This is a genomic window from Roseateles sp., assembly GCF_039595295.1.
GTDB lineage: Bacteria > Pseudomonadota > Gammaproteobacteria > Burkholderiales > Burkholderiaceae_C > Roseateles.
The window spans coordinates 268,198-281,787 of sequence record NZ_JBCNLU010000002.1; the positions used below are offsets into that span (position 1 = coordinate 268,198).

General features: G+C 67.3%; 10 protein-coding genes and 3 tRNA genes. 12 read left to right on the forward strand and 1 reads right to left on the reverse strand.

Features of this window, described 5'->3' with window-relative positions; translation table 11 throughout:
- The first annotated feature begins 3 nt into the window (after positions 1-3).
- From ABDW59_RS03175 to ABDW59_RS03210, 8 genes are all read left to right on the forward strand, one after another.
- Positions 4-747, forward strand: coding sequence for a GntR family transcriptional regulator (locus ABDW59_RS03175; protein ID WP_067066530.1), 744 nt, complete (start codon positions 4-6; stop codon positions 745-747).
- Positions 744-1,883: an N-acetylglucosamine-6-phosphate deacetylase gene (gene nagA / locus ABDW59_RS03180; protein WP_343627979.1), complete on the forward strand. Its 1,140-nt coding sequence runs from the start codon at positions 744-746 to the stop codon at positions 1,881-1,883. The genes ABDW59_RS03175 and nagA overlap by 4 nt, the downstream gene beginning before the upstream one ends.
- The gene (locus ABDW59_RS03185) at positions 1,873-2,883 is read left to right on the forward strand and encodes an SIS domain-containing protein (protein WP_343628009.1); all 1,011 of its coding nucleotides are present in this window, start codon (positions 1,873-1,875) and stop codon (positions 2,881-2,883) included. The genes nagA and ABDW59_RS03185 overlap by 11 nt, the downstream gene beginning before the upstream one ends.
- A gap of 129 nt (positions 2,884-3,012) precedes the next feature.
- Entirely contained in the window at positions 3,013-4,494 is a 1,482-nt protein-coding gene (nagZ, locus tag ABDW59_RS03190; RefSeq protein WP_343627980.1) for a beta-N-acetylhexosaminidase, read from the forward strand.
- Positions 4,495-4,547: 53 nt separating this feature from the next.
- Positions 4,548-5,885, forward strand: coding sequence for an MFS transporter (locus ABDW59_RS03195; protein WP_343627981.1), 1,338 nt, complete (start codon positions 4,548-4,550; stop codon positions 5,883-5,885).
- Positions 5,882-6,820 (forward strand): glycoside hydrolase family 16 protein, encoded by a 939-nt coding sequence (locus ABDW59_RS03200; protein WP_343627982.1) that lies wholly within the window; start codon positions 5,882-5,884, stop codon positions 6,818-6,820. The genes ABDW59_RS03195 and ABDW59_RS03200 overlap by 4 nt, the downstream gene beginning before the upstream one ends.
- Positions 6,821-6,870: 50 nt before the next feature.
- A complete protein-coding gene (locus ABDW59_RS03205; RefSeq protein WP_343627984.1) occupies positions 6,871-7,947 on the forward strand; it encodes a heparan-alpha-glucosaminide N-acetyltransferase domain-containing protein in 1,077 nt (358 codons plus the stop codon).
- Between the two features lie 41 nt (positions 7,948-7,988).
- Positions 7,989-8,690: a DUF6445 family protein gene (locus ABDW59_RS03210; protein ID WP_343627986.1), complete on the forward strand. Its 702-nt coding sequence runs from the start codon at positions 7,989-7,991 to the stop codon at positions 8,688-8,690.
- A gap of 117 nt (positions 8,691-8,807) precedes the next feature.
- Here the strand turns inward: ABDW59_RS03210 and ABDW59_RS03215 are convergent, their stop codons facing one another.
- A complete protein-coding gene (locus ABDW59_RS03215; RefSeq protein WP_343627987.1) occupies positions 8,808-11,420 on the reverse strand; it encodes a TonB-dependent receptor in 2,613 nt (870 codons plus the stop codon).
- A 560-nt stretch (positions 11,421-11,980) separates the two neighbouring features.
- Between ABDW59_RS03215 and ABDW59_RS03220 the strand changes: the two genes are divergently transcribed.
- From ABDW59_RS03220 to tuf, 4 genes are all read left to right on the forward strand, one after another.
- Positions 11,981-12,066, forward strand: a tRNA-Tyr gene (locus ABDW59_RS03220).
- Between the two features lie 81 nt (positions 12,067-12,147).
- Positions 12,148-12,221, forward strand: a tRNA-Gly gene (locus ABDW59_RS03225).
- Positions 12,222-12,293: 72 nt separating this feature from the next.
- A tRNA-Thr gene (locus ABDW59_RS03230) sits at positions 12,294-12,368 on the forward strand.
- A 47-nt stretch (positions 12,369-12,415) separates the two neighbouring features.
- Positions 12,416-13,590: elongation factor Tu (gene tuf, locus ABDW59_RS03235; protein WP_343627989.1), on the forward strand; the 1,175-nt coding region annotated here is incomplete at its 3' end.

A 13,590-nucleotide genomic window follows, 5' to 3' on the forward strand; every position in this document is an offset into this window, starting at 1 on the left:
CCGATGAGCACCAAGCTGCCCTTCCAGTTCAAGCCCGATTCCGCCGCCGCCTCGCCGTTGTACATGCAGCTGGCCCACAAGCTGGCCCAGGCGATCCGCGAAGGCCAGTACCAAGCCGACGAAGCGCTGCCGTCCGAACGCGTCCTCTCCGAGTCCCTCGACCTCTCGCGCGTGACCGCGCGCAAGGCCATCGACCGACTCGTCGAGCAAGGCCTGATCGTGCGCAAGCGCGGCTCCGGCAACTACATCGCCCCCAAGCTCGAGCAGCCGCTGTCGCGTCTGACCAGCTTCTCCGAGGAACTGCATCAGCGCGGCTTCAAGCCGAGCAGCCGCTGGCTCACCCGCGGCTTCGCCATGGCCGCGCCGGACGAGCAGCTCTCGCTGGGCCTGACCACGGGTCAACGCGTCGCGCGCCTGGAGCGCCTGCGCCTGGCCGACGCCGTCGTCATGGCCTATGAGCTGTCCGTGCTGCCCGAGGCCGTGCTGCCCGAGCCGCAGAAGGTCGAGTCCTCGCTGTACGAGCACCTCGCGCAACACGGCGGCGCGCCGGTGCGCGCGCTGCAGCACATCCGCGCCATCAATGCGGACTCGCGTCTGGCCGGCCTGCTGGAAGTCCCGGTGGGACAGGCGGTGCTCTTCATCACGCGGGTGGGCTACCTCGACCAGGGTCAGGCCGTGGAGCTGACCCATTCCTATTGCCGCAGCGACTACTACGACTTCGTCGCGGAGATGAGGCGCGACGGATGACGGCCAAGCACATCGACGGATTCATCCTGACACCCAGCGGTTTCGTCCGCGGTGTGCTTGAACATCAAGACGGTCGCATCCTCCGCATCGACGGCCATGCGACCTCCGAGTACGAGGTCCGCCACGGCGCGCAAGACCTGCCCCTGATCCTCCCCGGCTTCATCGACACGCATGTGCACGGCGGCGCCGGCCGCGACACGATGGAAGGCGGCGACGCGGCGATCGCGCTCGCCAAGCTGCATGTGCGCCACGGCACCACCTCGCTGCTGGCCACCACGATGACGGCGCCGCTGGACGAGATCCGCCATGCGCTGGACGCGCTCTCCACGCTCTGCCGCGAGCGCCCCGCTGGCGCCGCGCGCGTGCTGGGCGTGCATCTCGAAGGCCCCTACATCAACCCCGGCAAGCTGGGCGCGCAGCCGGACTTTCCCCGCAGCGCCACGCTGGACGAGATCCGCGCGCTGCACGCGATTGCGCCGATCCGGCTGATCACGCTGGCGCCGGAAGTGCCGGGCAATCTGGACCTCGTCGCCGCACTGCGCGCCGACGGCTTCCAGGTGCAGATCGGCCACACGCTGGGCACCTACGAGGACGGCGTGGCCGCGCTGGCTCGCGGCGCCGGCGGCTTCACTCATCTGTTCAACGCGATGACCGGGCTGCACCACCGCGAGCCCGGCATGGTGGGCGCCGCGCTGGCCCATGCGCAGTACGCCGAGATCATCCCCGATCTGCTGCATGTGCACCCCGGCGCGATCCGCGTCGCGCTGCGCAGCATTCCCTGCCTGTTCTGCGTCACCGACTCGACCGCCGCCGCCGGCATGCCTGACGGCGAGTACCGCCTGGGTCGTCACCGCGTCACCAAGTGCCTGGGCGGCGTGCGCCTGCCCGACGGCACGCTGGCCGGCTCGACGCTGACCATGGACCAGGCGCTGCGCAACCTGGTGCTGAAACTCGGCCTGGAGATCGAGGACGCGTCGCGGCGCGTCTCGACCCACGCCGCCGATTACCTGGGTCTGGACGACCGGGGCCGACTGGCTCCGGGCGCCTGGGCCGACTTTGTCGTCATGGACCGTGGCTTGCAGTTGCAACGCGTGGTCGTCGAAGGAGAAGCAATTGACCTCGCGAATGCTGGATGAGGCGCTGAGCGCGCCGCAAGCGGTGGCCCGTCAACTGGCCGCCGATCAGAACGCCTACGCCGCCCTGGGCGCCGCGCTGCGAGAGCAGCCGCCGACCTCGCTGCTGACCATCGCGCGCGGCAGCTCGGACCACGCCTCGCATTACCTCGCCTACCTGGTGATGGCGCGCCTGGGCCGCTTGGTGACCTCGCTGCCGATGTCGCTGATCACGCTCTATCAAAGCAAGATCGAAAGCAAGGGGTTGGTGTCGCTGGCCTTCTCGCAATCGGGCCAGAGCCCCGATCTGGTTTCGCCGACGCAGTACTTCCGCGCCAATGGCGCCCGCACCGTGGCCTTCGTGAACGCGGACGGCTCGCCGCTGGAAGCGGCCGCCGAGCACGTCTTCCGCCTGCATGCCGGCGTGGAGCAGAGCGTGGCCGCGACCAAGAGCTACATCGCGCAGCTGGTGGCAGGCGCGCGCGTGGTCTCCGCCTGGCAAGGCGACGAGGACCTGGCCGCCGCGCTGCAGACCCTGCCGCAGGCGCTCGAGGAAGCCGCCAAGCAGCGCTGGGACGTGGCGGTGGACGCGCTCAAGGACGCGGACAAGCTGTTCGTCATCGGCCGCGGCACCTCGCTGCCGATCGCGCTGGAAGCGGCGCTGAAGTTCAAGGAGACCTGCGGCATCCAGGCCGAGGCCTTCTCCGGCGCCGAGGTCAAGCACGGCCCGATGGCGCTGGTGGAAGAGGGCTATCCGCTGCTGTTGTTCGCGCCGCGCGGCCCGGCCCAGGCCGGTCTGCTGGCCCTGGCCGAGGAGATGCGCGGCCGTGGCGCGCGCGTGCTGTTGGCCGCGCCGGCCGGCACGCCCGGCGCCGAGCTGCCGCTGACCTGCACCGGCAACGAGGACCTGGATCCGATCGCCGCGGTGCAGAGCTTCTATCCGATGGTCGAGGCGCTGGCGCAGGCCCGCGGCCTCAACCCCGACCAGCCGCGCCATCTGGCCAAGGTCACCAAGACGCATTGATCCCGTTGAACGCGGCGAGGGCGCGAGCCCTCGCCGCCTGATGCCGCGGGGCCCGAGTGGATCGGACCTCCGCGACGAACCTTCGATTCCCAGCCGCCGACCCCGCGGGCCAGGCAACAAGAGAGCGACATGAGCGAGACAGCATTCCATCCGGGCCGGCTGGTGATGGTGGACATCCAGGGCAAGACGCTGGATGCGACGACCGCGGCCTTTCTGCGCGACAACCAGATCCGCGCGGTCTGTCTGTTCCGCAAGAACCTGGGCACCGAGGCCGAGGTCCGGCAGCTGACACGCGATCTGCGCGAGGCCATGGGGCCCGACGCGCTGATCGGTCTGGACCAGGAGGGCGGCTCCGTCGTGCGGGCGACCTTCCTGCCGCAGCCGCCGTCGGCGATGGCGCTGGGCGCCTCGGGCGACGAGGCGCTGGCCGAGTCCGTCGGCGCCGCCGTGGCGCGCGGGCTGCGCAGCATCGGCATCAACTGGAATTTCGCGCCGGTCACCGACATCAACAACAACCCGGCCAATCCGGTCATCGCGGAGCGCAGCTTCGGCGAGACCGCCGAGACGGTGACCCGTCTGGCGGGCGCGTGGATGCGCGGCTCGATGGCGGCGGGCGTGGCCTGCTGCATCAAGCATTTCCCCGGTCACGGCGACACGCATGTCGACTCGCATCTGGATCTGCCGACGGTGGACAAGACGCGCGAGGAACTGGATGCGCTGGAGCTCAAGCCCTTCAAGGCGCTGCGCGACGCGGCGCCGTCGATGATGACGGCCCACATCGTCTATCCGCGCATCGATCCGCTGTATCCGGCGACGCTGTCCAAGACCATCCTCGGCGGCATCCTGCGCGACGAGTACGGCTACGACGGCGTGGTGATCACCGACGCGCTGATGATGAAGGCCATCGCCGAGCGCTACGGCTATGCGAAGGCGGCGGTGCTGGCGATCGACGCCGGCGCCGACATGATCCTGGCGCAGGGCTCGCTGGACGAGCAGGCGCAGGCCATTCATGCGCTGCAGGATGCGCTGTCGCGCGGCGCGCTGCGGGTCGATCGCTGCCGTCAGGCGGCGGCGCGCCTGGACAAGCTGGCGCGCGACTTCCCGGTCCGCTTCGACGATTACCAGGGCGCGGTCCGCGAGGCCGACGACGTGCTGATGCGTCGCGCCTGGGCTGCGGGCCTGAGCGCGCTGCGCGGCGCGAGCGCGCCGGCGGTGGATCGCCCGGTGCGCGTGCTGGTGCAGGACGAGGTGCCCACCGACGGCGTGTCCGAGGCGGGCCCGACCGGCGCGCAGGTGAGGGCGCTGTTCGAGGGCTTCTCCAACGTGGAGTTCGTGTCGCTGGGCGACATCGCCGCGCTGGACTGGGCGCAGGTGCCGGCCGACGGCCGCTTCAACATCGTGGCCTCCACGCACCGCGCGCGCTACGGCGCGCAGGCCGGCGGCTGGAAGCCCGATCTGCATCTGGTGCTGTGGAATCCGTTCCAGTCGCTGGACGTGGCCGCGCCGACGGTGATCAGCTGGGGCTATGCCGACGGCGCGCTGGCCGCGCTCGGCGCCTGGCTGCAAGGCCGCGGCGACGCCGGCGGCCAGTCGCCCGTCACCCTGAACTGACCCGGCATCGGCCATCGTCGCCGACGCACCGCATCGATCCGAGGGCCTCCCCCATGAGCCAGTCGCAGATTCCCGCCGCCGACGCCGTCGACGCGGCCTCCGAGCGCAGCCCCATCCGCTGGGTGTCCAGCCTGTATTTCGTGCAGGGCATGCAGTTCTTCGTCGTGATGCTGATCGCCGGCCTCATGTACAAGAACATGGGCGTGGCCAACGACCAGATCGCGCGCTGGACCGGCCTGCTCGGCCTGGCCTGGGCGTTCAAGCCCCTGTGGAGCCCTTTCCTGGAGCTGGCCCGCAGCAAGAAGCTGATCGTCGTCTTCGGCCAATTCACCAGCGCGGCGGGGCTTGCGCTGATGGCGATGGCGCTGCAGCTGCCGATGTGGTTCGCGGCCAGCTTGGCGGTGCTGTTCCTGCTGGCCTATGCCTCGGCCACCCATGACATCGCCTGCGACGGCCTGTACATGGCCTCACTCGACGACAAGCAGCAGGCGGCCTATGCCGGCTGGCAGGGCGCGTTCTTCAACGCTTCCAAGTTCCTGACGCTGGGCGGCCTGCTGGTGCTGGCCGGTCATCTGGAGCGCGGCATCGGCGTCATGAACGCTTGGTCGGTGATCTTCGGTTTGCTGGCGGTGCTGCTGTTCGTGCTGGCCAGCTACAACGCCTATGCGCTGCCCGGCGTGCTCAACACCGATCACGGCGACCTCACCGCGGCCGGCGTGCTCAAGACGCTGCGCGAGGTGATCGCCGATTTCCTGAGCAAGCCCGGCATCTGGCTGATGATCCTGTTCATCGTGATGTTCCGCTTCGCCGAGGGCCAGGTGCAGACCATCGGCCCGCTCTTCCTGATCGAGGCGCGCGACAAGGGCGGCCTGGGCCTGACCACCGAGCAGGTGGGCGGGGTCTACGGCACCGTGGGCACGGCGGCCTTCCTGGCCGGCAGCATTCTGGGCGGCTACTTCACGAGCTGGCTCAGCCTGCGACGCGCCATGCCCTTCCTGATCATCGCGATGGCGGTGCCCAACGCGACCTTCTACTACCTGGCGGTGACGCTGCCGGCGGACCTGTGGCACGTCGGCGCCGCCGTCGCCATCGAGATGCTGGGCTACGGCTTCGGCTTCGTCGGGATGATCCTGTACATCATGCAGGTGGTGGCGCCGGGCAAGTTCCAGACGGCGCATTACGCGCTGGGATCGGGCGTGATGCAGCTGGGCTTCATCCTGTCCAAGACCATCAGCGGCGACATCCAGATCAAGATGGGCTACGAGCACTTTTTCCTCTGGACCATCGCCTGCGGCCTGCCGGCGCTGATCCTGCTGCTGTTCGTGCGCATGCCCGGCAAGGCGGCCAAGCCCGCCGAGGGCATCGCCGCGCCCGTGGAGAACGCGACATGAAGACGCAGCTGTCCACCGTCACCGCATTGACCGCGCTGGCCGTGTCGGGCGCTCTGCTGGCGACCGCCGGCGCGCATGCCGCTTCGTCCTCGCCGCCCCAGTATTTCTTCGACGACTTCAAGTACCCGGACATCGCCGCGATGTTCAAGCAGGGCTGGTCGCCGCGCAGCGCGGCGGGCCATCCCGGCATCCCCGGCGCCCGCTGGGCCCCCGAAGGCCTGAGCGTCGTCGACGGCAAGCTGCGCCTGCGCGGCGCGACCGACGGCACCGGCCCGGGCACAACGCAAGCGCAGGTCTGCCATCAGCGCAAGTACCTGGCCGGCACCTACGCCGCCCGCATCCGCTTCAGCGACACCCCCATCAGCGGCGCCGACGGCGACCCGGTGATTCAGACCTTCTACGCGGTCAGCCCGCTCAAGCACGACTTTGATCCCGAGTTCAGCGAGCTCGATTGGGAGTACCTGCCCAACGGCGGCTGGGGCAGCGACAAGACCCGCATCTACGGCATCACCTGGCAGACCGTGCGACTCGATCCCTGGCTGGCTTTCAACCAGCAGCACGAGGAGTTCACCGCGCTGGGCGCGCCCGGGCACGATTGGCACACCCTGGTGATGCAGGTCGCCGACGGCCGCACGCACTGGTATCTCGACGGTCGCAAGATCGACCAGCACGGCGGCCGCAACTATCCGGTCGTGCCGATGTCGATCAACTTCAACCTGTGGTTCTCGCCCGAAGGCCCGTTGCCGCAAGGCCCGGCCGGGGGCCCGCCGCGCGTCTACGAGCAGGACGTCGACTGGGTCTTCCACGTCAAGGACACGGTGCTGAGCCCGGCCCAGGTCGAGCAGCAGGTCGCCCGCTGGCGCCAGCGCGGCATCGCCCGCCTGGACGAGGTGCCGGCCGCGCAGCCCGCGCTCGAAAGCCGCTGCGATTTCTGAGACCCCGATGGCGCCTCCACGGCGCCGCGCTTTTCTGAGCCTCCGCTGACATGACCTCGACTCCCAAGCAGCGCATCGCGTCGGTGGACGCGCTGCGCGGACTCGCCGTGGCGGCGATGCTGCTGGTCAACAACCCGGGCGACTGGGGCCATGTCTACGCACCGCTGGAGCATGCCGCCTGGAACGGCTGGACGCCTACCGATCTGGTCTTCCCCTTCTTCCTGTTCATCGTCGGCGTGTCGCTGTCGCTCGCGATGGGCGCGCGCATCGCGTCCGGCGGCGGCGCCGCGCTGCGCGGCACGGTGATCAACCGCGCGCTGCGCATCCTGGTGCTGGGCCTGGTGCTGCACGCGCTGGCCTGGTGGCTGATGGACAAGCCGGCCTTCCGCATCCCCGGCGTCTTGCAGCGAATCGGCCTGTGCTTCGGCATCGTCGGGCTGATCGCGATCCAGTGGCGCGCGCGCGGGCAGTGGGCCTGGATCGCCGCCTTGCTGATCGGCTACGGCGCCTTGCTGCTGTGGGGCGGGCCGCTGGACAAGGCCGGCAACATCGCCAGCCGCATCGACGCCTGGCTGCTCGGCCCGCATGGCTATGAATGGGATGCGGTCACCGGTCTGGGCCACGACCCCGAGGGCATCGTCGCCACGCTGGGCGCGCTGGCCACGACGCTGCTGGGCTGGCGCTGCGGCGAGGCGCTGCGCGACGGCGCGCTCCGGCGGCTCGCGATCATCGGCGTGGTTGCCGCGGCGGCAGGCTTCGCGCTCGACGCCAGCGGGCTGATGCCGATCAACAAGAACCTGTGGACGCCGGCCTTCGTGCTGTGGACCGGCGGGCTGGCGGCGCTGGCGCTGCTCGCTGCGCACGCGCTGATCGACCGCGCCGGCTGGCCGCCGCTGTTCCGCAGCTTCGGCGTCAACGCGATCGCCGCCTACGCCGGCGCGTGGATGTGCACGGTCTTCCTCGAGGGCTTCCATTGGATGGCCCCGATCTACGCCCACGGCTTCGGCTGGCTGGAGCCGCTGGTCGGACCGGAAGGGCGCTCGCTGGCGTTCGCGCTGGTGTTCGTCGCGGTGTGGTGGGCGATCGTGAAGGTGCTGGAGAAGCGCCGGATCTTCATCAAGGTGTGAAGCCGGACGCGCATCGCCGCGACCCGACGGACAATCGCGCGATGAGCTTCGCCATCCGCATGCCGCCCGATGTGCAGTCGCTGTCCATCGGCGGCCACCAGGTTCTGCTGATCGACGACTTCCTCGAGGATCCGGGGGCACTCGTGCAGGCCGCCTGCGACAGCGTCTTCGAGCCGTGCCCCGGCGCGGCCGAAGGCAAGGGCTATCCGGGCATTCGCGCGGCGGCGCCCGCGGCCTATTCGCAGGAGCTGGCCGCGCTGCTGGATCCGCTGATCAAGATCAACTACGGCATCGACGAGTCCCTGCCGCTGCGCAAGACGCCGTGCATGTTCTCGCTGACGACGCTCGCGCCCGAGCAGCTCGGTCCGCTGCAGCGGCTGCCGCATTTCGACTCGAGCGCGCCGCGCTATATGGCGGCGCTGCTGTATCTCTGCGACGGTCGCCACGGCGGCACCGGTTTTTATCGCCACAAGGCCACGGGCCTGCAGCGCATTGCCGCCGACGACAAGGACCGCTTTGCCGCGGCGATTCGCGATGAGCTCGACCGCCGGCCGCCACCCCGGCGCTACTTCGATGCGGGCGACGAGCACTTCGAGTTCCTCGGCATGCTGCCGGCGAAGTTCAACCGCCTGGTCGTCTACGCCGGCGCATTGCTGCACACGGCCTGCGTGAATCCGCAGCTGAGCATCAGCGACGACCCGCGCCAGGGTCGCCTCACCGTCAACACCTTCGTGGACTTCTGATCGGCGTCCGCTGATGCGTCCTGGGAAGGGCACCGACGCTTGGCCATTCGCCAATGAAAAAAGCCCGGCGGCTGCCGGGCTTGGAAGAGGGCCGCAGCCCTCGGAGATGTCCAGGAATCAGAACTTGGCGCTGAGGCCGACGCGGTAGGTCGTCTCGCCCAAGAAGGACCAGGCCGGGAAGCCGGCTTGTGTCGGCGCCTTCGAGGTCGTGTTCTTGCCGGCGGCACCGTACTGGATGTCGTCGTCCTTGAGCAGGTTGACCGCTTCGAAGGACAGCTTGATCTTGTCGGTGATGTTCCAGCCCAGGCTCAGATCCAGGCTGCCGATGCTGTCGTGCATGCGGTTGCCATACCAGTACGGCGTTTCGCGAATCATGTACTTCGAGCGCCAGTTGTAGGCCAGGCGGGCGAAGTAGGTTTGATTCTCGTAATAGCCGACCAGGTTCCAGTTGTGCTTGGAGGACAGCGTGAACATGTTCAGCTGGTCTTCGTAGCTGGTGCTGGGGGCCTTGGCGTCCGAGTAGGTGTAGTTCACCGACGCGCCGAAGCCGTTGTCGAAGGCGTGGTTGACCTGGGCTTCGAAGCCGTTGATCTTGCCGCCGCCGGCGTTGACGTAGCGCGCCACGGTCCAGCTGTCCACCTTGCTGACCGGGTCCACGACGCCGATCTTCTGGTTGGTCTGCGTGACGGTGGTGACGAAGTTGTCGATCTTCTTGTGGAAGATGCCGAACGACGCCAGGTTGCCGCGGCCGTAGTAGTACTCGATGCCGAGGTCGAACTGCTTGGAGGTCTGCGGCTTCAGGGCCACCGTGCCGTAGGTCAGCGTCTCGTTGCCGGCGCGGTCGTCGGCGTAGCCCGACTGCTCCGCCTGGAACATGTTGACGAAGTTCGGGCGGGTCATCGCCTTGGCGGCGGCAAAGCGCAGGTTCGTGTCGCTGGCGAGCTTGTAGACCACGTTCAAGCTGGGCAGCGTTTCGCTGTAGCTGGACTTCTCGACCGTGATGTTCTTGCTCCAGCCCTGGTTCGCACCGGTGTCACCGGGCGTCAGCGGCGTGCCGTCGAAGGCGTAGCCGCGGCTCGTGGCGTTCGTGTGCACGTAACGCAGACCGAAGTTGCCGCGCCACGGGCCCTGATCGAACTCGAACATGCCGTACAGGGCCTTGTTCTCCTCCTTCAGCTGACCGTAGCCGGGACGCTCTTCCAGCCAGCCGGTGATGTTCTGGCTGGTGTTGTCCATCATCGCGTCGATGTTGGGCTTGACGAAGCTCCAACCCGGCGAGCCCATCGGCATGCTGCCGCCGTACACGTTGGACGTGGCGGTGTTGGTCGTCGTCGCGGCGAAGACGGCACGGTCCTTCCAACGGGTGAAGGTGTGCTCGGTCGCGCGGGCGCCGGTCTTGAACGAGGTCAGCGCGCCCCAGTCCAGATCGATGGTCAGGTCGGCTTGAGCGAAGCGCTCCTTGTCCTCGTTGGGACCGCGCGAGGTCGCCCAGGCGCCCGACGGACCCATCGTGGCGGGCAGGTTGCTCAGGCCCACGCTCTGGTTGGAGCCCGGGTTGACCTGGATCTGCTTGCCGGTGGCGTCGACGGTGCCGGTCCACTTCGGGAGCGGGTCGCCGGAGTAGGCGTAGTTCGTCGTCATCGACGTGCCGCCCTTGGCCTTGGTCGTGCCGACCACGCCGTCCAGCTTGAAGGACTCACCCTTGTACGAGCCGTCCAGCACGTAGCTGTCCGAGGTCATCTTCCCCTTGCGCGCCCAGGTCTGGATGAACGCGTCGTTGGTGGCGTTCGGGGTATCGCGGTGGCTCTTGACGCACAGGCCGTTGTCCGGGTTTGTCTGGTCGCAGACCGAGTTGCCGGTGAAGATGTAGTGGCTGGTGTTCGAGTTGTCCCCGACCAGCTCCAGCTTCATGATGTTCAGGCCGATGTCCAGGTTCTTGATCGGACGGGCCTGCAGGGCGACGTTCAGCGCGGTGCGCTCACGTTCCTGGATGAAGGTGGTCGGCGCGACGTCGCCGGACCAGCGCATGTCGGCTTCGACGCCGCGGCGCATGTAGTCGCCTTGCTCATAGGCGCCGGCCACCAGCACGCCGAACATCTTTTGCTGGTCGCGCCAGCTGAAGAGACCCGAGACCTCCTTGTTCGTGTCCTTGCTGATCGTGCCCTTGCCCAGCTTGGTGCTGATGAAGGCCGTCATCGGGGACAGGTCCAGCGGCTTGCGGGTCTTGACGATCACGGTGCCGCCGATGCCGCCTTCGGTGATGTCGGCCTGGGAGGACTTGTAGACCTCCATGCCGCCGATCAGTTCCGGGGGCAGCAGCGAGTAGTTGAACGACCGGTCCACCGACTGCTGGTCATACCAGCCGGTCGACGCGACGGTCTGGCCGTTCAGCGTGGTGTAGGTCATTTGGGGGTCGGAACCGCGGATGGACACCGAGGCGCCTTGGCCGAACGCGCGGCCCACCGAGATGCCGGGGATGCGGCCCAGCGCCTGGCCCACGTCGGCGTCGGGCAGCTTGCCCACGTCCTCGGCGGTCACGGCGTCGACGACAGCCGTGGCGTTCTTCTTGATGTTGGCGGCGGACTGCATCGACGCGCGGATGCCGGTGACCACCACTTGTTCCAGCTGGGCGCTGTCGTCCTTCTTCTGTTCTTGCGCCTGCACGGCGAACGCCGCGCTCAGCAGCGTCAGCGTCACCGCTGCCGCGATAGGGGTCTTGTTGACCTTCATGAACTGCTCCTCGAGTGGCCAGTCATCTGCTGGCCGGTGATGAAGACTTGGCACCTGAAATCACGACACCCTTCGGCGGAGTGGCATGCGGCTGGCGCCCCCGAATACACCTCAATACAACCAATGCCATGCCACTATAACGGCCGCTAGTGCCACTTTGCTACCAGTTCAAAGGCCGTGTTTTCCCTGCTGTGGCGGCGCCGCGACCCCGATGGAAAGCGCTGTCCAGCCGTTCGTCATGGCGACGGCGGGTGGGCGCCTCGGCGGTCTCTTGATGAGACCACTTGGTCGCAAATTGGTATTAGGACTGGTCCGCTCGATTGCGGTGTGTCGACCTGGATGCGGCGCTTGGCGATGGCTCGTTGCTGTAGCCGGCTTCACTCGCTTGGGCATCGGCGGGTGCCGTCGGGGTTGGCGAACGCAGCGTGACGCGAGGGGTTGCGCGAGTTGTCGGTTCGCGCTCCGGGAGGGTGTGGGCGCGGCAATCGCACGCTTGGGAGAATTCGCGCAGATTTTGTTTGCGCGAAAAAAGAACGGTGCTATAGTCATGGGCTTGCCTCGGAGGGGTGGCCGAGTGGTTAAAGGCAGCAGACTGTAAATCTGCCCGCTAACGCGTACGCTGGTTCGAATCCAGCCTCCTCCACCAAGGCAAACAAATGCAGAGACTCGAAGCGGGTGGCGTCACCCGCTTCGCAGTTGAAGCAGATGTGAATTGGAAAACTCCCGGGCGGGAGTAGTTCAATGGTAGAACCTTAGCCTTCCAAGCTAATGACACGGGTTCGATTCCCGTTTCCCGCTCCAACGGAAGTTTGAAGGTGTCGTGTCGAGAGATCGACACAGGATTGCTGATATGGTCATCAATCCTGTGTCGATGCCCATGTGGCTCAGTGGTAGAGCACTCCCTTGGTAAGGGAGAGGTCGCGCGTTCGATCCGCGCCATGGGCACCACCTCTTCTTCCTATCCCGTTTCTTGATCTGATCGCCAGGAGCGCAAGATGGCAAAAGGCAAGTTTGAACGTACCAAGCCGCACGTGAACGTGGGCACGATTGGTCACGTTGACCATGGCAAGACCACGCTGACGGCCGCGATCGCGACCGTGCTGTCGAAGAAGTTCGGCGGCGAGGCCAAGGCGTACGACCAGATCGACGCTGCTCCTGAAGAGAAGGCGCGCGGCATCACGATCAACACGGCTCACGTCGAGTACGAGACGGCCAACCGTCACTACGCGCACGTTGACTGCCCGGGCCACGCTGACTATGTGAAGAACATGATCACGGGCGCGGCGCAAATGGACGGCGCGATCCTGGTGTGCTCGGCCGCTGACGGCCCGATGCCCCAGACCCGCGAGCACATCCTGCTGGCTCGTCAGGTTGGCGTGAAGTACATCATCGTCTTCCTGAACAAGTGCGACATGGTGGACGACGCCGAGCTGCTGGAGCTGGTGGAAATGGAAGTCCGCGAGCTGCTGAGCAAGTACGACTTCCCCGGCGACGACACCCCGATCATCAAGGGCTCGGCCAAGCTGGCGCTGGAAGGCGACACGGGCGACCTGGGTGAGCAGGCCATCATGCGCCTGGCTGACGCGCTGGACACGTATATCCCCCAGCCGGATCGTGCCGTTGACGGCGCCTTCCTGCTGCCGGTCGAAGACGTGTTCTCGATCTCTGGCCGCGGCACTGTCGTGACCGGTCGCGTCGAGCGCGGCATCGTCAAGGTCGGCGAGGAAATCGAGATCGTGGGTATCCGCGATCTGCAGAAGACCACCGTGACCGGCGTGGAAATGTTCCGCAAGTTGCTGGATCAAGGTCAAGCCGGCGACAACGTCGGTATCCTGCTGCGCGGCACCAAGCGTGAAGACGTCGAGCGCGGCCAAGTGCTGGCCAAGCCCGGCACGATCAAGCCGCACACCCACTTCACTGCTGAGATCTATGTTCTGAGCAAGGAAGAAGGCGGCCGTCACACCCCGTTCTTCAACAACTACCGTCCCCAGTTCTACTTCCGCACGACGGACGTGACTGGCGCCGTGGAGCTGCCGAAGGACAAGGAAATGGTCATGCCTGGCGACAACGTCAGCATCACCGTGAAGCTGATCGCTCCGATCGCCATGGAGCAGGGTCTGCGCTTCGCCATCCGTGAAGGCGGTCGTACCGTCGGCTCGGGCGTCGTGGC

Coding starts and splice junctions, on each gene's coding strand:
- nagZ (WP_343627980.1), top strand. CDS start 3,013: ATGAGCGAGACAGCATTCCATCCGGGCCGGCTGGTGATGGTGGACATC.
- ABDW59_RS03185 (WP_343628009.1), top strand. CDS start 1,873: ATGCTGGATGAGGCGCTGAGCGCGCCGCAAGCGGTGGCCCGTCAACTG.
- ABDW59_RS03215 (WP_343627987.1), bottom strand. CDS start 11,420: ATGAAGGTCAACAAGACCCCTATCGCGGCAGCGGTGACGCTGACGCTG.
- ABDW59_RS03175 (WP_067066530.1), top strand. CDS start 4: ATGAGCACCAAGCTGCCCTTCCAGTTCAAGCCCGATTCCGCCGCCGCC.
- ABDW59_RS03200 (WP_343627982.1), top strand. CDS start 5,882: ATGAAGACGCAGCTGTCCACCGTCACCGCATTGACCGCGCTGGCCGTG.
- nagA (WP_343627979.1), top strand. CDS start 744: ATGACGGCCAAGCACATCGACGGATTCATCCTGACACCCAGCGGTTTC.
- ABDW59_RS03205 (WP_343627984.1), top strand. CDS start 6,871: ATGACCTCGACTCCCAAGCAGCGCATCGCGTCGGTGGACGCGCTGCGC.
- ABDW59_RS03195 (WP_343627981.1), top strand. CDS start 4,548: ATGAGCCAGTCGCAGATTCCCGCCGCCGACGCCGTCGACGCGGCCTCC.
- ABDW59_RS03210 (WP_343627986.1), top strand. CDS start 7,989: ATGAGCTTCGCCATCCGCATGCCGCCCGATGTGCAGTCGCTGTCCATC.